Below are 21,497 nucleotides of genomic sequence, written 5' to 3' on the forward strand. Positions count from 1 at the left end.
GACAAAAAAATATTGATTGTATCCTTCGGGGCTGGGTGAAAATCCCGACCGGCGGTAATAAGGCGTTTTGCGCTTTACAGCCCGTGACCCGTATGCATCTGTATACGGTGGATTCAGTGAAAAGCTGAAGCCGACAGTGAAAGTCTGGATGGGAGAAGGATGAGAGAAGCTATGCAAAAAATAAACTTACTGTATAGTCTTATTTCCTATGGATTAAAACTGGCAAAGCCCCGAACTGTGTAAACATTCGGGGCTTTTTTGACGCCAAATTGCGTGGAAGAAGGGAGGGATAACGATGGAAGAATATTATATGAATACGGCAATAGAACTTGCCAGACGCGGTGAAGGACAGACACAGTCCAATCCTCTTGTCGGCGCTGTCGTCGTCAAAAACGGACAGATCGTCGGAATGGGCGCCCATTTGCAATACGGAGAAGCGCATGCCGAGGTTCACGCGATTCATATGGCCGGCAGACACGCAAAAGGCGCCGATTTGTATGTGACGCTGGAGCCTTGCAGCCATTACGGAAAAACACCGCCATGCGCCGAACTGATCATAAAGTCGGGGATAAAAAGGGTGTTTATCGCTGTGAAAGATCCGAATCCGCTTGTAGCCGGAAAAGGCATCGGAATGCTGGAAGCAGCGGGCATCGAAGTGAAAACCGGACTTCTCAGGCAGCAGGCAGAAGAGCTGAATAAAATGTTTCTTCACTTCATGCGGACCGGACTTCCGTATGTCACCTTGAAAGCGGCCGCGAGCCTTGACGGGAAAACAGCGACTGAAACCGGTGACAGCAAATGGATTACATCAGAGGCGGCAAGGCTTGATGCCCAGCAATACAGGAAATCGCATCAAAGCATTCTTGTCGGAGCAGGCACAGTCAAAGCCGATAATCCGAGCCTGACCTGCAGGCTTCCTGATGCGGTGAAGCAGCCGGTCAGAGTGATTCTCGATACAAAGCTGACCATTCCTGAAACGGCAAATGTGCTCACTGACGGCGCTGCGCCGACATGGATATTTACGGCCAAAGGTGCAGACGTGCAAAAGACAGACCGGCTGACCGCACTCGGAATAAAAGTTATTCCGCTGGAAACAGACCGCATTCACGTCCCTGAGGTGCTCGGTATTCTCGCTGAAAACGGCATAATGTCCGTTTATGTGGAAGGCGGAGCATCCGTACACGGAAGTTTTGTCAAGGAAGGCTGTTTCCAAGAGCTTCATTTCTATTTCGCCCCTAAATTAATCGGAGGAACGCTTGCTCCCAGCTTGATCTCCGGTGAAGGTTTTCAATCAATGAAAGATGTCCCCCATTTACAATTCACACAAATCACCCAAATCGGGCCGGATATAAAACTGACGGCCATACCTAAAGATGGAAAGGATGGTGACGATGTTTACAGGAATCGTTGAAGAAACAGGCACGATCCAAGCAATCAAAAAGACAGGCCTTTCCATGGCATTAACCATCGCCGCTTCAAAAGTGACAAGTGATGTGAAACTTGGCGACAGCATTGCGGTAAACGGCATCTGCCTGACCGTAACCGGATTTTCTGACAATCAATTTACGGTTGATGTCATGCCGGAAACAGTGAAAGCCACTTCGCTGAACGGCTTGTCAAAAGGCAGTAAAGTAAACCTGGAAAGAGCGATGTCCGCCAACGGACGGTTCGGCGGCCACTTTGTATCAGGGCACGTGGACGGAACGGCGGAAATTACGCGGATCGAGAAAAAAAGCAACGCGGTCTATTACGATTTAAAACTTTCGCCGGAATTGACAAAAACGCTCGTATTGAAAGGTTCAATTACGGTAGACGGCGTGAGCCTGACGATTTTCGGTTTATCAGACGAAAGCGTGACGGTATCCATCATTCCGCATACCATCTCAGAAACGATTTTTCAGACGAAAACAGTCGGGTCGATCGTAAATATTGAGTGTGACATGATCGGCAAATACTTATACCGCTTTTTGCACAAAACAGAACAAACGAAAAGCAATCAAACTATCACGGAAGCCTTTTTAAGCGAGAACGGCTTTTAGAAAGGAAGATCGATATGTTTCATCCGATAGAAGAGGCGTTAGAGGCGCTGAAAAAAGGTGAAGTCATCATTGTTGTCGATGATGAAGACAGAGAAAACGAAGGAGATTTCGTAGCGCTGGCTGAGCATGCCACGCCTGAAGTGGTTAATTTTATGGCGACCCATGGGAGAGGCCTGATCTGCACGCCGCTGTCTGAAGACATCGCCGGCCGGCTGGATCTTCACCCGATGGTCGATCATAATACGGACTCACATGAGACCGCGTTTACGGTCAGTATTGACCACAGGCTGACAAAAACGGGCATCAGCGCGCAGGAACGATCCTTTACCATTCAGGCGCTGTTGAACGAAGAATCTGTGTCTGACGATTTTCAGCGTCCGGGCCACATTTTCCCCTTAATTGCAAAAAAAGGAGGCGTCCTGAAGCGGGCCGGCCATACGGAAGCAGCCGTTGACCTTGCAAAAGCCTGCGGATCTCAGGGAGCGGGCGTCATTTGTGAAATTATGAATGAAGACGGCACAATGGCCAGAGTGCCGGAGTTAGCCGAAATCGCCGAACGCCACCAGCTGAAAATGATTACGATAAAAGACTTAATAGAGTACCGTTACAACATTACGACACTTGTGAACAGAGAAGTTGATATTACGCTGCCGACTGACTTCGGCACGTTTAGAGTTTACGGATATACAAACGAGGTTGACGGAAAAGAACATCTCGCCTTTGTCATGGGAGATGTCCCGTTTAACAGCGAACCCGTTCTTGTCAGAGTGCACTCAGAATGCCTGACGGGCGATGTGTTTGCATCCCATCGCTGTGATTGCGGACCTCAGCTTCATGCCGCGCTTGCGCAAATTGCTGAAGAAGGCCGCGGCGTTCTATTGTATTTGCGCCAGGAAGGCAGAGGAATCGGTTTAATCAATAAGCTGAAGGCGTACCGATTGCAGGAACAAGGGTATGACACGGTTGAAGCGAACAAAGCGCTCGGCTTTCTGCCTGATCTGCGCAACTACGGCATCGGCGCCCAGATTCTCCGCGACTTAGGGGTTCAGCATATGAAACTTTTAACCAATAACCCCCGGAAGATCGCCGGCCTCGAAGGATACGGTCTCAGCATTTCAGAACGGGTGCCGCTTCAAATGGACGCGAGTGAGCATAACAAGCAATATTTACAGACCAAAATGAAAAAACTTGGACATCTGCTTCATTTCTAAAAACAAATCTCACAAAAAAGGATGGATAACATATGAATATCATACAAGGAAACCTAGTAGGAACAGGACTTAAAATCGGAATCGTCGTCGGCAGATTTAATGAATTTATAACGAGCAAGCTGTTAAGCGGAGCGGAAGACACGCTGCTTCGCCACGGTGTAGAATCAAACGACATTGACGTCGCTTGGGTGCCGGGAGCGTTTGAAATCCCGTTTGCGGCAAAGAAAATGGCGGAAACGAAAAAATACGATGCCGTCATTACGCTCGGCACGGTTATCAGAGGAGCGACAACGCATTATGACTATGTCTGCAATGAAGCGGCAAAAGGCATTGCCCAGGCGGGAACGGCGACGGGCGTCCCGGTTATCTTCGGCATCGTGACGACTGAAACCATTGAGCAGGCCATCGAACGAGCCGGAACAAAAGCCGGAAATAAGGGAGCGGATTGCGCAGTATCTGCCATTGAAATGGCAAATTTAAACCGTTCATTTGAATAATTTGTTGAAAAGCGTTTAAAACAGCGGCGAAAATGATATAATGTGAGGAAACGGATCGCCTTTATGTATCCGTTTGATAGGACATGAATGGACATTTTGGATATAGAGGGGTTTTTATGTTAATTCGTTATAAAAAATCGTTTGAAAAGATTGCGATGGGTCTTCTGTCATTTATGCCGAATGAAAAAGATCTCAAGCAGCTTCAGCAGACAATAAAGGACTATGAAACGGATACTGGCCGCCAGCTCTTTCTTTGGAAAGAGGATGAAGATATCGTCGGAGCGATCGGAGTCGAAAAAAAGGACTCAGAAGTTGAAATCCGGCATATCAGCGTGAATCCTTCTCACCGCCATCAAGGAATCGGAAAGCAAATGATGGACGCCTTAAAACGTCTGTTCAAAACGGAGGCACTCGTTCCGAATGAATTAACGCAAAGCTTTTTTGAACGCTGTCAACATCAAAAAGATCAGGATATCTCATATAATAACTGACAAATGCTCCCGGAATCTTCACGGTTTCGGGAGCTGTTTTGATATAGAAAAAGCAGGGCTGACCGTCAGCCTCTGCTTTTTTTTCTTCTCTCAATTTCCCGTTCGCGTTCCTTAATGACATCCGTCCTGTCCCGCAGGCGGTGTTTATGAATAAGAAAGGTATCTGATACGCCGTCTTGCCCCCATGTATAGCCCTTTCGGCGGCATTCGGCAAGACATGCTTCTTTCAGGGCTTCATCTGTAATCGGCAGCATAACACTTCTGTAAGGCACGCCCGCTTCTATATCGTCTGACAGCGTTTCTATCAGCTCAATCAGCTTCGGATGGCTGAGACCGAGGGAACAGACCGCCTGCTTTTCAGACCGGAGAATACGTAAGCTGTTGGCAATCAGCCGTTTCGCCCCGGCTTCATTTCCCCTGCGCTGGTGATACAGAGCGACGGCAAGCTGAATCAGGCCGACCCAATGAACGCTCCGCTTTTCAGCCGGGCTTTCTTTCCAATATTCCTCTAACAGTTCATGACACTCAAAATAATCTCTTGATGCGTGAAATTCGGCCAAAAAGCCGATATAAGCTTTAGGATACAAGCCGCTTCCTCCTTTTATGCTAAAACCAGTGTACCACAGCGCTATGAAAAGGAAAAAAGAGCGGCTTGGTGTCTGAAGCCTGAGGAACTAGCAGATGTAAGATGCTCCTACGACAACGAGCAAAATAAACAGAACGACAATTAATGCAAAACCTCCGCCGAAACAAGCTCCGCTCATGTGAAATCAGCCTCCCTTTGTTTCAAGTTTACACGGCTATCATATGTGCATCCGCCTTTAAAGGTATAGGCGTATATCTTCTTTTTCAGTATTTTCTAAATAACAGAGGGTGTGTATAAAAGTATTGGACGAGAGCATTTCGGTGGATTATACTAAAGGGTAGCCAGTTTTTCCGGCAATGAGAGTGATATTGAAAATGGTGAGATAATGGTAGAATATCAAGTGAAAATTGATACGTTTGAAGGCCCATTGGACCTGCTGCTTCATCTGATTAACCGTCTTGAAATCGACATATACGACATACCCGTGGCAACCATTACTGAACAATATTTATTATATGTACATACAATGCAAGAGCTTGAACTTGATGTCGCCAGTGAATATCTGGTCATGGCGGCGACGCTTCTCAGCATTAAAAGCAGAATGCTGCTTCCGAAACAAGAGGAAGAGCTGTTTGAAGACGAAATGCTTGAAGAAGAAGACCCTCGGGACGAGCTGATTGAAAAGCTGATTGAGTATAGAAAGTATAAAACCGCTGCGAAGGATTTAAAAGAGCGGGAAGAAGAAAGACAAAAGTCATTTACAAAGCCGCCGAGTGATTTAAGTGAGTATGCAAAAGAAATCAAACAGACGGAGCAGAAACTGTCGGTGACCGTTTATGACATGATCGGCGCGTTTCAAAAGGTGCTTCAGCGTAAAAAAATCACGCGGCCGAAAGAAACGACCATTACAAGGCAGGAAATACCGATTGAAGACAGAATGAACGAAATCGTAAAAAGCTTAAAAACGGCGGGGAGAAGAATAAACTTCACGGAGCTTTTTCCTTCTCGGCAAAAGGACCATCTCGTCGTGACGTTTTTAGCAGTCCTGGAACTGATGAAAAATCAGCAGATTATCATTGAACAGGAAGAAAACTTTTCAGATATATACATTACGGGGAGTGAATCCATTCATGGCGCTTGATATCGTGAATTGGAAAGCGATTGTGGAAGCCCTGCTATATGCGGCGGGTGATGAAGGGCTGACCAAAAAGCAATTGGTGACGGTGCTTGAAATAGAAGAAGCGGAACTGGCCGGAATCATGGAAGAAGTGGCGGCTCAGTACAAGGAAGACGACAGAGGCATCGAGCTTACCGAATATGCGGATACGTATATGCTTGGAACGAAAAAAGAATTCGTGCCTTATTTGAAAAAACTAATCGAAGTGCCGTCAAAAGGGCTGTCACAGGCTTCTTTGGAAGTGCTGGCAATCGTTTCGTACAAGCAGCCGATCACACGGGCGGAAATTGAAGATATCCGGGGCGTGAAGTCTGAGCGGATTCTGCACAGCCTCGTGTCAAAAGCGCTGCTGTGTGAGGTGGGCCGCGCCGACGGTCCCGGCCGGGCGATTTTATACGGCACGACACCGGTGTTTCTTGAACAATTCGGCTTAAAAACATTGGAGGAGCTCCCGCCGCTTCCTGAAAATGCGGAGGAAGACGTTCTCCAGGAGGAAGCCGATTTATTCTTTGAAAACTTCAACCAAACTTTTGAGGATATTAAATAATAATCGTTTTTCATCATACGATAGTAGGGAAAGGCCATTGATGAATGACGCAAATGACGACGTACAAGAGAGGAAGGAAACGGACGGAAATGGGAAATTCGATTGTGAGGGCCCATACTGAAGAAACTGGTGAATTTTTAGCCGAGGTTGTCACGATGGTCAGCAGCTATTTAAATCATACAACTTTGCCGGAGATGCGGGCTCAAGGAGAGGCGGATGAGGCATACTGCCGCGACGTGCTCAGTGTGCTGAGGAGGATGACCGTCTTTTGCGAAGGCGCCCAGGAAGCCTGCCGCCGGCTTTTAATGCAGGAGCCGTTTCATGAGGCGAGAGCGGAAAAAACGCTGTATAAAGTATATCATCAGTGCGTGGAAGAGTTTTTCATGCCGAAAAAGGATACATGGTACGAAAACAGCCGCGCCGCTTATACAGGCCAAAGCGCGATTGAATTCTACCAGCAAGTGCCGGATTCGCTGCGGAGCCTTCTGCTTTCGCTCAGCAGTGAATTTCTGCGCATGCGGGAAGAATTGGCGCAATATGAAGCATCAGGCTCAAATATGGCACCAGTCAGATAAAAACTCTTCCTTTTGGGAGAGTTTTTTATGTGAAAGTGATGCAATTGGTATTCATAAGTCATGGACATGCGCATAAACTTGTACAAACCCACAACAAGGACGTGAGCATTCATGCGCTTTCTCAAAAAAGCTGCCGTATTTCTTTTGACTTTTGTTATTCTTTTTTCCATTACAGACGGCAATACGGCACATGCCCAAATACATGTCAGCGCAAAAAGCGCGATTATAATCGACGGAGCATCTGGCAGGGTGTTATTCGCCAAGGATGAACATCATAAGCGGCGGATTGCAAGCATTACGAAAATCATGACGGCGGTGCTGGCGATTGAATCAGGGAAGATGGAAGAGACCGTGACGGTTTCCCCGAATGCCGTAAAAACGGAAGGCTCAGCCATTTATCTTCAGCCGGGACAAAAAGTAAAGCTGAAAGATCTCGTATACGGGCTTATGCTGAGATCAGGAAATGACGCCGCTGCGGCAATAGCGGAATATGTCGGCGGAAGCCTTGACGGTTTTGTATTTTTGATGAACAAAAAAGCCGAGCAAATCGGGATGGAAAATACAAAATTTCAAAATCCGCACGGGCTGGACGACCATGAAAATTTATATTCAACGGCGTTTGACATGGCGCTTTTGACTAAATACGCGATGAAAATCAAGGAATACCGGACCGTTTCAGGCACAAAAGTGTATAAGGCGGAAACGATGGACCGGGTATGGAAAAATAAAAACAAGCTTCTGACCGGGCTCTACCGTTACAGCACAGGCGGAAAAACGGGTTACACAAAAATCGCGAAACGGACGCTCGTCTCGACGGCCTCAAAAGACGGTACGGATCTCATCGCGGTCACCATAAATGATCCGGATGATTGGGATGATCATATGAATATGTTTAATTATGTCTTTGATCACTATAAAACCTATGTCATCGCCAAAAAAGGCGGCATTCCGAAGCTGAAAAAGACGTTTTACGGAAAGCGCGCTTTTATTGCCCGGGATGTCAAATATTTGTTAAAAAAAGATGAAATCGACGATGTAAAAATCAGTACAACCTTAATAAAACCGAAAAAAGCCTGGAAAAAGGACGCCTCTCTCATTCCTGATGTCGTCGGCCGGATGACTGTTATGCATGATGGGAAAGTGATCGCCAAGATCCCCGTCTATTATGAAAATGAGCGCCATAAAAAACCGAAAAAGCATTTCATTGAGACGTTTACGAGCCTGTTTATGAGCGCGGCGGGCGGTTCGTCATGGTCAATTTAATCTGGGTATGTCTGACGGTAATCGGACTTGTCTTTGCGATGTTTAACGGTACCTTGCAGGATGTGAATGAAGCCGTTTTTAAAGGAGCGAAAGAAGCGGTTACGATCTCGTTCGGATTAATGAGCGTTCTCGTGTTCTGGCTCGGCCTGATGAAAATAGCCGAGCAGTCCGGCCTTTTGGATATATTCAGCAGAATGTGCCGCCCGTTTATTTCTAAGCTGTTTCCCGATATTCCCCCTGATCATCCGGCGATGGGATACATCTTATCAAATCTCATGGCAAACTTTTTCGGACTGGGAAATGCGGCGACACCGCTCGGCATTAAAGCCATGGAGCAGATGAAAAAGCTGAATGGAGGTAAGTCTGAGGCCAGCCGTTCCATGATTACCTTTTTGGCGGTAAATACTTCGAGTATTACATTGATACCGACAACCGTCATTGCCGTGCGCATGGCTTACTCGGCGAAATCACCGACCGATATCGTCGGGCCGACCATCTTAGCGACTTTAATTTCGGGAATCGGCGCGATTTTCATTGACCGCTACTTCTGGTACCGCCGCAAAAGAAAAGGGAGGTAAGCGAATGGAAATGGTGAATTGGCTGTCTTTAGCCATGATTCCGATTATTATCGCCGGTATATTGATATACGGCACGATCAAAAAAGTGCCGACGTATGAATCGTTCGTTGAAGGCGGAAAAGAAGGAATTGAGATTGCGTTTTCCATCATTCCGTATTTGGTCGGGATGCTGGTGGCGATTACCGTATTCCGGGCCTCGGGTGCGCTGGATTTTGTCATGGGGCTGTGCAAGCCTTTCTTTACAACGCTCGGCATTCCCGCAGAAGTCGTGCCGCTTGCTCTGATCCGCCCGATTTCGGGGACGGCGGCGCTCGGCATGACGACTGATCTGATCGCCGTGTACGGGCCTGATTCATTTATCGGCAGACTGGCCTCGGTCATGCAGGGATCGACTGACACGACGCTGTATGTCCTGACGGTGTATTTCGGGGCGGTAGGCATCAAAAAAATGGGGGATGCTTTAAAGGTTGGTCTTCTTGCTGATTTGATCGGGGTGGTTGCATCAATCATCATAGTTACGTTATTATTTGGAAGCGCCTGAAATCAGGCGCTTTTTATATATCAGAATAACTCTCCTTGAAAAAGCTTGTTTGTTCAAGGGGAAAAAAGTAAGATTATACTTGAGGTGAACGACATGGAAAGACTGCAAAAAGTTATTGCTCATGCCGGCGTGGCATCACGCAGAAAGGCGGAAGAGCTGATAAAAGAAGGAAAAGTAAAGGTGAATGGAAAAGTAATAACAGAGCTCGGCGTAAAAGTGACCGGTTCTGATCAGATTGAAGTAAACGGATTAAAGGTGGAGCGGGAAGAACCCGTGTACTTTCTGCTTTATAAACCGAGAGGAGTGATCTCAGCAGCTGATGACGACAAAGGGCGGAAAGTGGTGACCGACTTTTTCAAAGAAGTGCCGCAGCGCATTTATCCGATCGGCAGGCTTGATTATGATACGAGCGGACTTTTATTGCTGACAAATGACGGCGAGTTTGCCAACAAACTCATGCATCCGAAATACGAAATTGATAAGACGTACGTCGCCAAAGTGAAGGGGATTCCTTCCAAGGAACTTCTGAGAAAGCTTGAGCGCGGCATTCAGCTTGAAGAAGGCAAGACGGCGCCGGCCAGAGCGAAAATGCTTTCCCTGGACAAAAGAAAGCAGACGAGCATCATTCAGCTGACGATTCATGAAGGCCGGAACAGACAGGTCCGCCGCATGTTCGAGGCGATCGGTCATGACGTGCTGAAACTAAAACGTGAAGAATACGCATTTTTAGATTTAAGAGGCCTGCGCACAGGAGACGCAAGAGAATTGTCGCCGCATGAGGTGAAAAGGCTGCGGGCTTTAGCTGAACACGGTAAAAACGCTTTCTAATTTTCACATAACCTTCAAAAATTACAAAACGTGTTGATGATATAATTGAATGGATTTGCAGGCAGGGGAGGGGAGCAGTGTACAATGAACAAAAAACGGCGGCGTTTATTCATTCGGACCGGCATCCTTCTCATCTTACTCTGCGCGCTCGGATATACCATCTATAATGCCGTATACACAAACGGTGAGCGTATATCTGAGGGGTCCAAAGCCCCGAATTTCGCGCTGAAAGATACAGAGGGCAGACTCATAGAACTGAGTCAGTTAAAAGGAAAAGGTGTTTTTCTGAATTTCTGGGGAACGTGGTGTGAGCCGTGCAAGCAGGAATTTCCCTACATGGAGAATCAATACAAGCATTTTAAAGACCTCGGTGTCGAGGTGGTTGCGGTAAATGTCGGCGAATCAAAAATTGCAGTACATAATTTTATGAAAACATACGGCGTCAATTTCCCGGTTGCGCTCGATACTGACCGGCAAGTGCTGGACGCGTACGGCGTATCACCTATTCCGACGACATTTTTGATCAATCCCGACGGAAAAGTCGTGAAAGTGGTGACCGGCACGATGACAGAACGCATGGTTCATGACTATATGAATTTAATTAAGCCGGAGGCGTCTTCATGAAAAAGGTCAAATGTGAATGCGGGCACGTGAATCCAGCCGGGACGGTTTTGTGCGAGTCGTGCGGGAAGCCGCTTGATGATCAAAAATCGCCGCTTGCCGATATGCGGTACGACGGCAGCGCAAGGCGTTCGCAAACATATAATAAAACAATCGTAGATAAGGTATGGAACTTCTTTTCTTCCGTAAAAGTCGGAATATGGCTGATCGTCATTACTCTGGCGGCGTCTGCTTTCGGCACGGTTTTTCCGCAGGAAGCTTATCTGCCGCCGGGCGCCCAGCCGGATACATATTATGAACAGCAGTACGGCATAATCGGCCAAATGTATTATCTGTTGGGATTTCATCACCTGTACGGCTCATGGTGGTATATGCTCCTGATCGCATCTATTGGCATATCACTGGTCATCTGCAGCCTGGACCGGGTGATTCCTTTGTACAGGGCGCTGAAAAATCAAGGAGTTCGGCGGAATCCGGTCTTTTTGAAGAGGCAGCGTCTATACAGTCGGACAGAAACCGAGCTGAGCGGGGATGCGGCTGATGGCCTCAGAACACGATTGAAAAAAAAGCATTATAGAGTGCGAGAACAAGAGGGAAGCATTCTGGCGGAAAAAGGCCGTTTTTCAAGGTGGGGGCCCTACGTCAATCATATCGGCCTGATCATTTTTCTGATCGGAGCCATGCTGAGATTTGTACCCGGTATGTATGTCGATGAAACGCTCTGGGTCCGTGAAGGCGAAACCGCCCAGATCCCCGGTACTGACGGCAAATATTACTTAAAAAACAACCGGTTCACGATGCAGACATATAACAAAGACACTGAGAAAAAAGTATTCGCCGACGCCATTGACAGAGCCGGAAACGGCAAAGTCGCCAAATCCTTCACAACGGACGCGGTTTTGTACAAGAGGGAAGGCGACATTGTATTCGGTGAAAAGCCGAAGCTTAAAAGAGTCAAAGAAAACAATATCCGCGTCAATGAACCGCTGCGTTTTGACTCCTATTCTGTGTATCAGGTGGACTATAAAGAAAACCAGCTCGATCAGATGGTATTTCAGCTGATCGACCAAAAAACAAAACAGTCATTTGGCAAACTGAAGATCAATCTTCTTGATCCCGACACGGACTATGATCTTGGTAACGGTTACAAAGTGCAGATCGCCAGTTATCTTCCTGATTTTTATTTTAACAAGGACGGAGAACCGAGCACGAAAACGAAGGTTCCTAACAATCCGGCTTTTGTCTTTAAAATCACGGCTCCTGACAAGCCGAAAGGGGAGAAAAGTTTTGTTGCGATTCAGCAGACTGTTGAAGGTTCCGAAAGTAACAAGTACAAATTAAAATTCGACCATGTGGAAACGAAAAACATTACAGGACTCACCGTCAGAAAAGATTTAACCTTATGGGTGCTTGCCGTCGGCGGCGCGATCTTTATGATCGGCGTCATTCAAGGAATGTACTGGCAGCACAGAAGGATCTGGATCAAAACAGGTGATCATGAAGTGCTTGTGGCGGGACATACGAACAAAAACTGGTTCGGTCTGAAAAAAGATATCGAATTTGTTCTTAGCGGGACCGGGATTCAAGAGCCAGCCGATCAAAAAGAATTGGCCAAAAATCAGGCCTAGTGAAAAAGGAGTGGTGTCATGGCGGAGCTGAGCGCAAATTTTCTTTATGCTGCCTTTTTGATTTATTTAATTGCCGTCCCGGTTTTCGGCGGCGCCATCCGGGGAACAAAAGGTGCTAAGGACGGTAAGGGCCGCTGGTCGGCTATCGGAATCACGTTAACCATTTTCGGATTTCTTTGTCATCTCGGCTACTTCATTGCGAGATGGTCGGCAAGCGGACATGCGCCTGTCAGCAATATGTTTGAATTTACGACGTCATTCGGCATGATGCTTGTTCTCGCTTTTATTATTATTTACTTTATTTACAGACTGCCTTCATTAGGCATGTTCACATTGTCTATCGCGCTTTTGCTTATCGCATATGCAAGCATGTTTCCGACAGACATTACGCCGCTTATTCCGTCACTGCAGAGCAATTGGCTGTACATTCACGTCACGACGGCGGCGCTCGGGCAGGCGATTCTTGCGATCAGTTTTGTAGCCGGCGTCATTTTCCTGTTAAAGCATGTCGACCAATCCAGACCGGGCAAAAAAACGTTCTGGCTTGAAGTCATCATGTTTATACTCGTGACGACCGTGGCATTTATCGCCGTCACGTCGGCATTCCGGCTGGCGGACTACAAAGCTGAATTTAATTGGGTGGATAAAAAAGAAGCTAAAAGCGTCATGATATATGATATGCCTGCGCTTGTCGGCCCGCATGAGGGAGAACTGCTTACGGAAGGCGCAATGAAGCCGCTTATTGAGCTTCCGGCCATTTTTTCAGGCAGAAAGGTCAATACGGTGATCTGGTCGTTTGGCGCAGGTCTCGTTTTATACGGTGCGCTCAGGCTGATATTCAGAAAGAGAATCAGCGCTCTTATCAGCCCGCTCGTCAAAAATGTGAATCTGGACTTGGTCGATGAAGTCGGCTACCGCGCTGTTTCCATCGGTTTTCCGGTATTTACACTCGGCGCGCTTGTGTTTGCGATGATTTGGGCGCAGCTTGCATGGACGCGTTTTTGGGGCTGGGACCCGAAGGAAGTATGGGCGCTGATCACCTTTTTATTTTACGCAGCGTATTTGCATTTGCGGCTGTCAAGAGGCTGGCACGGCGAAAAGTCCGCGTGGCTTGCCGTCATCGGCTTCGCCATTATTATGTTTAACTTAATTTTTGTGAATCTCGTGCTTGCCGGACTTCATTCGTACGCATAGATGTAAAAAGCCGATACAGTTCTCAAGCTGCCGCACAGTTTGTTAAAATGAAAGTAACAGAAGGAAAGCAGGGGGAAAACGATGGATCAAACAAATGAAACTAAAATATTAGTAGTAGATGATGAAGCCAGAATTCGACGCCTTTTAAGAATGTACCTTGAACGGGAAAACTATGTGATTGAAGAAGCGGAAAACGGCGACGAGGCCATTAAAATGGGGCTGGCATCAGATTATGATCTGGTGCTCTTGGATTTAATGATGCCGGGAACGGACGGAATCGAAGTATGCCGGCAGCTCAGAGAAAAAAAAGCGACGCCGATTATCATGCTGACGGCAAAAGGGGAAGAAGCCAACCGCGTCCAGGGGTTTGAAGCGGGTACGGACGATTATATCGTCAAGCCTTTCAGCCCGAGAGAAGTGGTGCTTCGGGTAAAGGCGCTTTTAAGAAGGGCTTCCCAAACATCTTATCTGACAGCAAATACCCCGACAAAAAATGTGCTCGTCTTTTCGCATCTATCCATTGATCACGATGCTCACAGGGTGACTGCGGACGGCACGGAGGTGAGCCTGACGCCGAAGGAATATGAACTGCTGTACTTTCTGGCGAAAACACCGGACAAAGTGTACGACAGGGAAAAGCTTTTAAAAGAAGTGTGGCAGTATGAATTTTTCGGAGACCTCAGAACGGTGGACACCCATGTCAAACGGCTCCGTGAAAAATTAAATAAAGTGTCCCCGGGGGCGGCGAAAAAAATCGTCACCGTCTGGGGAGTCGGATACAAATTTGAGGTAGGCGCTGAATGAAGTTTTGGAAAAGCGTAGTAGGTAAGCTTTGGTTTACCATTCTTTCACTCGTGTTAATTGTTTTATTTATATTAACGGTGCTGCTTCTGGAATTTATAGAAAATTACCACGTTGAAGAAGCGGAAAAAGATTTAACGCAGCTTGCCGATAAAATTGCGGTCATAATAGAAAATCATGAAGACCAGCCGCTTGCCAGATCCATCACGTGGGAACTGGCGGACAATTTAACGAGCATCGCGATCATTCAGGATGATAAACATGTCTGGTATTCGCCCAATGACGATAATCATTTATCCTCTATTACATTAGAGCAGATCAAACATGACCGGGATCTGCACAAGGCGCTGACAGACCGCAAAAAAGTAAGCAAACGCGCGGTCCCCAACAATGCCGGTTCGGATAACGAACGGCTGATCGTCGGAGTGCCGTATGAAAAAGACGGCAAAAAAGGCATGGTCTTTTTATCCCAATCGCTGCTTGCCGTCAAAGATACGACGAAACATACGACACGCTATATTTTTCTTGCGGCGGGCATTGCCATCGTCTTGACAACGTTTTTCGCGTTCTTTTTATCCAGCAGGGTGACATATCCCCTTCGGAAAATGCGGGAAGGCGCCCAAGACTTGGCGAAAGGAAAGTTTGATACAAAAATTCCGATTCTGACCCAAGATGAAATCGGGGAACTGGCCATTGCCTTTAATCAGATGGGACGGCAGCTCAATTTCCATATTAACGCGCTGAATCAGGAAAAAGAACAGCTGTCCAATATTTTAAGCAGTATGGCAGACGGGGTCATCACCATTAATATCGACGGCACCATTTTGGTGACCAACCCGCCGGCCGAACGTTTTCTGCAGGCATGGTATTATGAGCAGAACATGAACATTAAAGAAGGAGACAACCTTCCCCCTGAAGCAAAAGAGCTATTTCAAAATGCAGTGAACACGGAAAAAGAGCAAATGATTGAAATGACGCTTCAAGGAAGGTCATGGGTTTTATTGATGTCGCCTCTTTATGCGGAATCACACGTCCGCGGCGCCGTGGCCGTGCTCCGTGATATGACCGAAGAGCGCAGGCTGGATAAATTGCGTGAAGACTTCATTGCCAATGTCAGTCATGAGCTCAGAACCCCGATTTCTATGCTGCAGGGATACAGCGAAGCAATAGTGGACGACATTGCAAGCACCGAAGAGGAGAAAAAAGAAATCGCACAGATCATTTATGATGAATCTCTTCGCATGGGCCGGCTCGTCAATGATTTGCTGGATTTGGCCAGAATGGAATCCGGACATACGGGCCTGCATTATGAAACGGTAAACCTGCATGAATTTCTGGAGAAGATCTCCCGCAAATTTTCCGGGGTAGCGAAGGAAAAAGGCGTTTCGCTCACAGAGGACATCTCAGTGTCTCAGCCGGAGTGTGTCTTTGATGAAGACAAAATGGAACAGGTGTTTACCAACCTTATAGATAATGCGCTGCGCCATACGGAGTCAGGCGGAAGCGTTCATATCGCGGCTCAGACCGTAAAAGACGGACTGAAGATCGATATCAAAGATTCCGGCTCTGGTATACCGGAAGAGGACCTGCCTTTTATTTTTGAACGTTTTTATAAAGCGGACAAAGCAAGAACAAGAGGCAGGGCGGGAACCGGACTCGGGCTCGCCATCGTAAAAAATATCGTGGAAGCCCACGGCGGCTCAATTGCGGTTCACAGCAGCATCGACAAAGGGACGACGTTTACATTTTATATTCCGACAAAAGTGCAGGATGACGTCTGAAATTGACGAACAATCTTGTTCCATACGAAACACCCGCATGTTCTGCGGGTGTTTTTTATTTGTTTCTCCTTTAAAAATTTAAGAATATGTTAATATAAATTCCCTTCCAAATTCCAGTTTCTCGTAATATAGTTGTAATGTAACTTTTCAACGCATTTTTACGACAAAAAAGTGAACGGAGGGGTTTCCCATGGAAGAAACCTTTCAGATATTATATGATGCATACCATCAAGATTTATATCAATTTTTATTTTATATGGTAAAAGATAAGTCGCAGGCTGAAGATTTGACGCAGGAAGTGTATATCCGCGTCTTGAATTCCTATCATACATTTGAAGGAAGAAGCAGTGAAAAAACATGGCTGTTATCCATCGCACGCCATGTGGCGATTGACTGGTTCCGCAAGCAGCAGACGATCAGACAGCGTATTATGGGTACGTTTGATTGGGATACACAAGATGTCAGAGATCAGCATTTGCTTCCGGATGAACTCGCCGTACAGCATGAAAACGTCCGGGAAATATATACCGCGCTTGATCATTGCACCATTGATCAAAGAGCTGTTATTATCTTGAGATTTATTCAGGGATATTCCATTCAGGAAACAGCCGCCGCTCTCCGCTTCTCGGAAAGCAAAGTCAAAACGACCCAACACAGAGGGCTCAAAATACTTCGGAAACAGATGGAGCTTTTGAGGGAGGAGCTAATGGATGATGAAGTCATATTGGAACGAAGAAAGAGTAGAGGAGTTGTTAAGACAACTTCCGGCGGTTAGAGATCATCGTTCACCCGAGGCCATTTACCGGAATATTGAAACAGGTAAACCGTACAGGAAAAAACCGGCTCGAAGCTGGATCGGCCCCGCCGCAGCCGGCGTCTGCGCATTGTGCATCGCTCTGATTATATCTCCTCACCTGATGACAAACAAATCTGCCGGTGATCTTACAGCTGACAGCGGTCAAGCTGAAAAAGCCAGTCAGTCAGCTGCTGTCAAGCCGGATCAGAAGACGTTTGTCGTTTCTAACGAAAACAAAAACAATTACATTACTTTGGCGTTTGCCGATTCAGATACATCCGCCGTCATACCGGTCAGTTTTGAAAAAAAGAAGCCGGATGAATCGGTATCAGAGGCTTTATCCGAAGCAGAAAACCTAGAAGTGCCCGAATCCTTCCTGTCTGTGCCGAACCTTTTGGAAGGTGTGCAGGTAACGGCGGATAAGAAGGATTTGCTTGTGCAGGTAAACGGACGGCTTTCTATCGAATCAGTTGCCGATGCTGACTTATTGAAAAAGATGCTGAAAGAGACTTTGACATGGAGTCCTTACGAGCGGATTAAATTGAAAAAGGTTCAAAACGGAGCCGGACAGGATTTTTATAAATCTTACGGCATATCCGCTGAGATGTCCGTACATAAACAGACAAACCGGGCGTATTTTTCTTATAGCGACAGTCTGGGACAAGAGTATCTGATCCCGTCTGAACAAACCTATTATTCAGTATATCAGGCTATTGACGGGATGAAGACAACAGACGGAGGCTCACAGACCGCGAGCATTATAGAAGCCGATGCGATTGCATCGGTATCGGAAAGGGAAGACGGCGAGCAGCTGCGGATTCAATTGTCCGAAAAACATAAGGTTGAAGATTCGCTGGAAGGGATTTTAATGATCGAAGGGCTTCTGTTAACTGCGAAGGAATTCGGTTATTCTGAGGTGCTGTTCACACATGCGCATACAAAGAAAATCGGTAATTATGATGTGACAAAACCTATCGCTGTGCCTGCCGCGCCTAATCCGCTTCCAAGCCATTAAACGTAAAAAAACCCAAAACTTATGAATGTTTTGGGTTTTTTGTTGGTTACGGAAGATCAATCAGTTTAACGGAAACAATATCCTGAATTGAAGTCAGCTCATTGACGACTTTATCATCTAAATGTTTATCAAAAGAAAGCATCATAATGGCTTCTCCGCCTTTTTCTTTACGGCCTACCTGCATGGTAGCGATATTGATATCGTTATCGCCGAGGATGCGTCCTACGCGTCCGATTACACCGGTCGTATCCTGGTGCTGGATATAAACGAGGTGGCCGGCAGGATTTAAGTCAATATTAAAGCCGTTCAGTTCAACGATTCGTTCACCGAAGTGAGGGATATACGTAGCCGTTAACGTAAATGTGCTCCGGTCTCCGGTTACTTTTACGCTGATGCAGTTATCATATCCTGATTCATTGGAGGAAATCTTCTCGCTGAAGCTGATTCCGCGTTCTTTTGCTACACCGCCGGCGTTCACTTCATTGACCGTTGAGTCTACACGCGGTTTTAAGAAACCGGACAGCAGGCTTTTTGTAATAAATGATGTTTCAAGTTTGGCGATGGTGCCTTCATATTGAATCGCAACATCTTTGACGGGTTCCTTCATACATTGTGACACGAGACTTCCGATTTTATCGGCAATTTGGTGATAAGGCTGGATTTTTTTGAATTCATCTTTCGTCATCGCAGGCAGGTTGATCGCTGACATGACAGGCAGACCTTTTGCAAACTGCAGCACTTCTTCAGAAACCTGTGCCGCGACATTCAGCTGTGCTTCTTTCGTTGAAGCGCCTAAGTGAGGTGTGGCGATCACCAGCGGATGGTCGGGAAGCTTTGATTCAACTGGCGGTTCCACTTCAAATACGTCAAGGGCAGCGCCTGCGACATGGCCGCTTTCCAGCGCTTCCAAAAGCGCCGCTTCATCAATAATGCCGCCTCTTGCGCAGTTGATAAGACGGACGCCTTTTTTCGTTTTGGCAATGGTTTCTCTGTTAAGCAGTCCTTTTGTTTCCTTTGTTAAAGGCGTGTGGACGGTAATGATATCCGCGCTTTCAAGCACTTCTTCGAATGTCCGGCTGTTTACGCCGATTTTGCCGGCTCTCTCTTCGGTTAAGAAAGGATCGAATACATGAACCGTCATACCGAACGCTCTGGCGCGCTGGGCAATCTCGCTTCCGATCCGGCCCAGACCGACAATGCCTAAAGTCTTTCCGTAGAGCTCCGCCCCGACAAAAGCCGTCCGGTTCCATTCTCTTGATTTTACTGAGATATTGGCTTGCGGAATGTGTCTCATTAATGAAGAAATCATCGCGAATGTATGCTCTGCCGTTGAAATGGTGTTTCCATTCGGCGCGTTTATCACGATAACTCCATGTTTTGTGGCCTCATCGATGTCGATGTTGTCTACGCCGACACCGGCTCTGCCGACGATTTTTAAAGAGGTCATTTTTTTAAACAATTCTTCGGTTACTTTCGTGGCACTGCGGACTAACAGGGCATCAAAGGTATGTAATTCATCTTCTGCATCCGCGACGTTTTTTTGAACAATTTCTATAAAGTCTGATTCCATCAGCGGCTTTAAGCCGTCATTGCTCATCTTATCTGAGACCAAAACTCGAAACATTGTTAGATTTCCTCCTAGTTTAGCTGACTAAATATCTGATAATTTATCATATTCTCAATAGAGTGTCAATGTGTATTGACGCAGTAAAGGAGAAAAGGAAACCGCTGAATCAGCTTAAATTGGGCTTCCCCAATATTTTATTTAAATTTGAGCAGTTCTCTATACAATTGCAACTTGATCATATATAATGTGAATAAATTCATAAGATCAATCTTCGGGGCAGGGTGAAATTCCCTACCGGCGGTGATGAGCATCACGCTCTAAGCCCGCGAGCTGCTTCGGCGGCAGGATCCGGTGAGATTCCGGAGCCGACAGTATAGTCTGGATGGGAGAAGATGGAGGTTCAGCAGACGTTTTGATGCTTATATCAAACGTTTCTTTGCCAAGCCTTAGTAAGCTCCCGCTTTTTAACAAAAGCGGTTTTTTTATTGGGGCGCAAAAGAACCTTTCCTCTTTTCGAGAGATTTGATCGAAAAGGAGAGAGCATTGTGAAAGTAAAAAAATTAGTTGTCATCAGTATGCTTAGCAGTATTGCTTTTGTGCTTATGCTGTTAAATTTCCCGTTTCCGGGGCTGCCGGATTACTTGAAAATTGATTTCAGTGACGTTCCTGCAATTATCGCCATTTTGGTTTACGGGCCTGCGGCGGGGATTGCGGTTGAAGCGATTAAAAATATTCTGCAGTATATCATTCAAGGAAGCATGGCCGGCGTGCCTGTCGGGCAGGCAGCCAATTTTATCGCGGGAACGCTGTTTATTCTGCCGACGGCGTTTATGTTTAAAAAGCTCAATTCGACAAAAGGGCTTGCAGTGAGCCTGCTGGCCGGAACCGCGGCGATGACCGTATTGATGAGCATTTTGAACTATATTCTTATCCTGCCCGCGTATACTTGGTTTTTACATTCACCGGCACTGTCAAACAGCCAGTTAAAAACGGCGGTTGTCGCAGGAATCCTGCCGTTTAACATTGTAAAAGGCGTTATCATCACCATCGTCTTTACGTTCATCTTTACGAAGCTGAAACCTTGGATTGAACAAAAACGCAGCATCCAGACACAATAACCACTCCAAAGCGCCCGCTCTGTAAAACACAGACCGGGCGCTTTTTTGATTGTTTGATCACGCAAAAAAAATAAGACTCCGGCCGATAACAGCCGGAGTCTTATTCAGGACGAAAAAGCTCCTCTCACGGGGAGGGCTTTTTTATTCGTATTTCAGCGGGTCGCCTTCGAATGGTTCATCCGCAACTTTGATTGAATCAGTAGGGCATCCTTCAAATGCGTCAATCATATCTTCTTCCAGAACTTCCGGAACTTCGACGACGCCTTTATTTTCGTCAAGCGTAACGAACGCAATGCCTTCATCATCATAATCATAAATGTCTGGTGCCGCAGCTCCGCAGGCGCCGCATGCAATACACGTATCTTTATCTACAATTGTGTACTTTGCCATGAATAAAACCTCCCAGATTGTTCGTGTTGGAACAAATGGTTTACCTTATATATTTTTAAATATAACACCTATTCCTCTTACTTATTGTAATGATGTTAGTGTCAAATTTCAACAGAAAAATGATTGAGAATGCTTATCACATAAGGGATTCTCTTTAGCACTTCCCCCTAAAAGATGACTTTAAACGTCAAATTTATATGAAAATCTGTTAAAATAAAAAGAACCAAAAAACGAAACTTGTCACAGAAGAAAT

24 protein-coding genes and 2 riboswitches are annotated in these 21,497 nt (G+C 46.4%); of the genes, 20 read left to right on the forward strand and 4 right to left on the reverse strand.

Features of this window, described 5'->3' with window-relative positions:
* The first annotated feature begins 17 nt into the window (after positions 1-17).
* Positions 18-164: riboswitch (FMN riboswitch) on the forward strand.
* A gap of 131 nt (positions 165-295) precedes the next feature.
* From ribD to ribT, 5 genes are all read left to right on the forward strand, one after another.
* Positions 296-1,411: a bifunctional diaminohydroxyphosphoribosylaminopyrimidine deaminase/5-amino-6-(5-phosphoribosylamino)uracil reductase RibD gene (gene ribD / locus SB24_RS18015; RefSeq protein WP_015417744.1), complete on the forward strand. Its 1,116-nt coding sequence runs from the start codon at positions 296-298 to the stop codon at positions 1,409-1,411.
* Complete coding sequence (gene ribE, locus SB24_RS18020) at positions 1,392-2,039, forward strand: riboflavin synthase (protein WP_015417743.1); 648 nt, start codon at positions 1,392-1,394, stop codon at positions 2,037-2,039. Before ribD ends, ribE begins: the two co-directional genes overlap by 20 nt.
* A gap of 14 nt (positions 2,040-2,053) precedes the next feature.
* Positions 2,054-3,250 (forward strand): bifunctional 3,4-dihydroxy-2-butanone-4-phosphate synthase/GTP cyclohydrolase II, encoded by a 1,197-nt coding sequence (locus SB24_RS18025; protein WP_015417742.1) that lies wholly within the window; start codon positions 2,054-2,056, stop codon positions 3,248-3,250.
* Positions 3,251-3,282: 32 nt separating this feature from the next.
* Entirely contained in the window at positions 3,283-3,747 is a 465-nt protein-coding gene (gene ribH, locus SB24_RS18030; protein ID WP_003153372.1) for a 6,7-dimethyl-8-ribityllumazine synthase, read from the forward strand.
* 116 nt (positions 3,748-3,863) lie between these two features.
* A complete protein-coding gene (gene ribT, locus SB24_RS18035) occupies positions 3,864-4,238 on the forward strand; it encodes a GNAT family N-acetyltransferase RibT (RefSeq protein WP_003153373.1) in 375 nt (124 codons plus the stop codon).
* 65 nt (positions 4,239-4,303) lie between these two features.
* Here ribT and SB24_RS18040 read toward each other — a convergent pair whose 3' ends face one another.
* Positions 4,304-4,825 (reverse strand): DUF309 domain-containing protein, encoded by a 522-nt coding sequence (locus tag SB24_RS18040; RefSeq protein ID WP_015417741.1) that lies wholly within the window; start codon positions 4,823-4,825, stop codon positions 4,304-4,306.
* An 87-nt stretch (positions 4,826-4,912) separates the two neighbouring features.
* Positions 4,913-5,002, reverse strand: coding sequence for a YjcZ family sporulation protein (locus SB24_RS19805; RefSeq protein ID WP_003153376.1), 90 nt, complete (start codon positions 5,000-5,002; stop codon positions 4,913-4,915).
* Positions 5,003-5,209: 207 nt separating this feature from the next.
* On the opposite strand from SB24_RS19805, the gene SB24_RS18045 reads away from it, so the two are divergent.
* The 14 genes from SB24_RS18045 (at position 5,210) to SB24_RS18110 (ending at position 18,169) form a co-directional block, all read left to right on the forward strand.
* A complete protein-coding gene (locus tag SB24_RS18045) occupies positions 5,210-5,965 on the forward strand; it encodes a segregation/condensation protein A (protein ID WP_007409427.1) in 756 nt (251 codons plus the stop codon).
* Complete coding sequence (gene scpB, locus SB24_RS18050) at positions 5,955-6,548, forward strand: SMC-Scp complex subunit ScpB (protein WP_007409428.1); 594 nt, start codon at positions 5,955-5,957, stop codon at positions 6,546-6,548. The genes SB24_RS18045 and scpB overlap by 11 nt, the downstream gene beginning before the upstream one ends.
* A gap of 89 nt (positions 6,549-6,637) precedes the next feature.
* A complete protein-coding gene (locus tag SB24_RS18055; RefSeq protein ID WP_033574737.1) occupies positions 6,638-7,123 on the forward strand; it encodes a DUF3907 family protein in 486 nt (161 codons plus the stop codon).
* A 111-nt stretch (positions 7,124-7,234) separates the two neighbouring features.
* A complete protein-coding gene (locus SB24_RS18060) occupies positions 7,235-8,386 on the forward strand; it encodes a D-alanyl-D-alanine carboxypeptidase family protein (protein WP_031378974.1) in 1,152 nt (383 codons plus the stop codon).
* Entirely contained in the window at positions 8,374-8,964 is a 591-nt protein-coding gene (locus tag SB24_RS18065) for a nucleoside recognition domain-containing protein (RefSeq protein WP_003153385.1), read from the forward strand. Before SB24_RS18060 ends, SB24_RS18065 begins: the two co-directional genes overlap by 13 nt.
* A 4-nt stretch (positions 8,965-8,968) precedes the next feature.
* Entirely contained in the window at positions 8,969-9,505 is a 537-nt protein-coding gene (locus SB24_RS18070; RefSeq protein WP_033574735.1) for a spore maturation protein, read from the forward strand.
* A gap of 93 nt (positions 9,506-9,598) precedes the next feature.
* Positions 9,599-10,333, forward strand: a complete 735-nt coding sequence (gene rluB, locus SB24_RS18075) for a 23S rRNA pseudouridine(2605) synthase RluB (protein ID WP_007612296.1) — start codon at positions 9,599-9,601, stop codon at positions 10,331-10,333.
* 84 nt (positions 10,334-10,417) lie between these two features.
* Positions 10,418-10,957, forward strand: coding sequence for a thiol-disulfide oxidoreductase ResA (gene resA / locus SB24_RS18080; RefSeq protein ID WP_003153391.1), 540 nt, complete (start codon positions 10,418-10,420; stop codon positions 10,955-10,957).
* Positions 10,954-12,582 (forward strand): cytochrome c biogenesis protein ResB, encoded by a 1,629-nt coding sequence (gene resB, locus SB24_RS18085; RefSeq protein ID WP_015240118.1) that lies wholly within the window; start codon positions 10,954-10,956, stop codon positions 12,580-12,582. Before resA ends, resB begins: the two co-directional genes overlap by 4 nt.
* Before the next feature lie 18 nt (positions 12,583-12,600).
* The gene (ccsB, locus tag SB24_RS18090) at positions 12,601-13,776 is read left to right on the forward strand and encodes a c-type cytochrome biogenesis protein CcsB (RefSeq protein WP_007409434.1); all 1,176 of its coding nucleotides are present in this window, start codon (positions 12,601-12,603) and stop codon (positions 13,774-13,776) included.
* A gap of 81 nt (positions 13,777-13,857) precedes the next feature.
* Complete coding sequence (gene resD, locus SB24_RS18095) at positions 13,858-14,580, forward strand: DNA-binding response regulator ResD (RefSeq protein ID WP_003153397.1); 723 nt, start codon at positions 13,858-13,860, stop codon at positions 14,578-14,580.
* Complete coding sequence (locus SB24_RS18100; RefSeq protein WP_007409435.1) at positions 14,577-16,358, forward strand: ATP-binding protein; 1,782 nt, start codon at positions 14,577-14,579, stop codon at positions 16,356-16,358. Before resD ends, SB24_RS18100 begins: the two co-directional genes overlap by 4 nt.
* Before the next feature lie 190 nt (positions 16,359-16,548).
* Positions 16,549-17,133, forward strand: coding sequence for an RNA polymerase sigma factor SigX (gene sigX / locus SB24_RS18105; RefSeq protein WP_003153399.1), 585 nt, complete (start codon positions 16,549-16,551; stop codon positions 17,131-17,133).
* On the forward strand, positions 17,108-18,169 hold the full coding sequence (locus SB24_RS18110; RefSeq protein ID WP_031378976.1) for a hypothetical protein: 1,062 nt from the start codon (positions 17,108-17,110) through the stop codon (positions 18,167-18,169). Before sigX ends, SB24_RS18110 begins: the two co-directional genes overlap by 26 nt.
* Before the next feature lie 46 nt (positions 18,170-18,215).
* Here SB24_RS18110 and serA read toward each other — a convergent pair whose 3' ends face one another.
* Positions 18,216-19,793 (reverse strand): phosphoglycerate dehydrogenase, encoded by a 1,578-nt coding sequence (gene serA, locus SB24_RS18115; protein ID WP_007409437.1) that lies wholly within the window; start codon positions 19,791-19,793, stop codon positions 18,216-18,218.
* 206 nt (positions 19,794-19,999) lie between these two features.
* Positions 20,000-20,134, forward strand: a riboswitch (FMN riboswitch).
* A gap of 147 nt (positions 20,135-20,281) precedes the next feature.
* On the opposite strand from serA, the gene SB24_RS18120 reads away from it, so the two are divergent.
* Positions 20,282-20,854 carry a riboflavin transporter FmnP gene (locus tag SB24_RS18120; protein WP_015417737.1) on the forward strand — a complete coding sequence of 191 codons (573 nt, stop codon included), beginning with the start codon at positions 20,282-20,284 and terminating at the stop codon, positions 20,852-20,854.
* Positions 20,855-20,995: 141 nt separating this feature from the next.
* Here the strand turns inward: SB24_RS18120 and SB24_RS18125 are convergent, their stop codons facing one another.
* Entirely contained in the window at positions 20,996-21,244 is a 249-nt protein-coding gene (locus SB24_RS18125) for a ferredoxin (protein WP_003153403.1), read from the reverse strand.
* Positions 21,245-21,497: the final 253 nt, after the last annotated feature.

Origin of the sequence: Bacillus sp. Pc3 (genome assembly GCF_000815145.1) — a bacterium.
Classification (GTDB): Bacteria; Bacillota; Bacilli; order Bacillales; family Bacillaceae; genus Bacillus; species Bacillus velezensis.

What these genes read in the sequence shown, in the direction of transcription:
- ccsB (WP_007409434.1), top strand. Translation starts at nt 12,601, where the DNA reads ATGGCGGAGCTGAGCGCAAATTTTCTTTATGCTGCCTTTTTGATTTAT.
- SB24_RS18100 (WP_007409435.1), top strand. Translation starts at nt 14,577, where the DNA reads ATGAAGTTTTGGAAAAGCGTAGTAGGTAAGCTTTGGTTTACCATTCTT.
- ribT (WP_003153373.1), top strand. Translation starts at nt 3,864, where the DNA reads ATGTTAATTCGTTATAAAAAATCGTTTGAAAAGATTGCGATGGGTCTT.
- ribH (WP_003153372.1), top strand. Translation starts at nt 3,283, where the DNA reads ATGAATATCATACAAGGAAACCTAGTAGGAACAGGACTTAAAATCGGA.
- SB24_RS18065 (WP_003153385.1), top strand. Translation starts at nt 8,374, where the DNA reads ATGGTCAATTTAATCTGGGTATGTCTGACGGTAATCGGACTTGTCTTT.
- SB24_RS18045 (WP_007409427.1), top strand. Translation starts at nt 5,210, where the DNA reads ATGGTAGAATATCAAGTGAAAATTGATACGTTTGAAGGCCCATTGGAC.
- ribD (WP_015417744.1), top strand. Translation starts at nt 296, where the DNA reads ATGGAAGAATATTATATGAATACGGCAATAGAACTTGCCAGACGCGGT.
- resA (WP_003153391.1), top strand. Translation starts at nt 10,418, where the DNA reads ATGAACAAAAAACGGCGGCGTTTATTCATTCGGACCGGCATCCTTCTC.
- SB24_RS18070 (WP_033574735.1), top strand. Translation starts at nt 8,969, where the DNA reads ATGGAAATGGTGAATTGGCTGTCTTTAGCCATGATTCCGATTATTATC.
- sigX (WP_003153399.1), top strand. Translation starts at nt 16,549, where the DNA reads ATGGAAGAAACCTTTCAGATATTATATGATGCATACCATCAAGATTTA.
- serA (WP_007409437.1), bottom strand. Translation starts at nt 19,793, where the DNA reads ATGTTTCGAGTTTTGGTCTCAGATAAGATGAGCAATGACGGCTTAAAG.
- resD (WP_003153397.1), top strand. Translation starts at nt 13,858, where the DNA reads ATGGATCAAACAAATGAAACTAAAATATTAGTAGTAGATGATGAAGCC.
- ribE (WP_015417743.1), top strand. Translation starts at nt 1,392, where the DNA reads ATGTTTACAGGAATCGTTGAAGAAACAGGCACGATCCAAGCAATCAAA.
- SB24_RS18125 (WP_003153403.1), bottom strand. Translation starts at nt 21,244, where the DNA reads ATGGCAAAGTACACAATTGTAGATAAAGATACGTGTATTGCATGCGGC.
- resB (WP_015240118.1), top strand. Translation starts at nt 10,954, where the DNA reads ATGAAAAAGGTCAAATGTGAATGCGGGCACGTGAATCCAGCCGGGACG.
- scpB (WP_007409428.1), top strand. Translation starts at nt 5,955, where the DNA reads ATGGCGCTTGATATCGTGAATTGGAAAGCGATTGTGGAAGCCCTGCTA.
- SB24_RS18060 (WP_031378974.1), top strand. Translation starts at nt 7,235, where the DNA reads ATGCGCTTTCTCAAAAAAGCTGCCGTATTTCTTTTGACTTTTGTTATT.
- SB24_RS18055 (WP_033574737.1), top strand. Translation starts at nt 6,638, where the DNA reads ATGGGAAATTCGATTGTGAGGGCCCATACTGAAGAAACTGGTGAATTT.
- SB24_RS18025 (WP_015417742.1), top strand. Translation starts at nt 2,054, where the DNA reads ATGTTTCATCCGATAGAAGAGGCGTTAGAGGCGCTGAAAAAAGGTGAA.
- SB24_RS19805 (WP_003153376.1), bottom strand. Translation starts at nt 5,002, where the DNA reads ATGAGCGGAGCTTGTTTCGGCGGAGGTTTTGCATTAATTGTCGTTCTG.
- rluB (WP_007612296.1), top strand. Translation starts at nt 9,599, where the DNA reads ATGGAAAGACTGCAAAAAGTTATTGCTCATGCCGGCGTGGCATCACGC.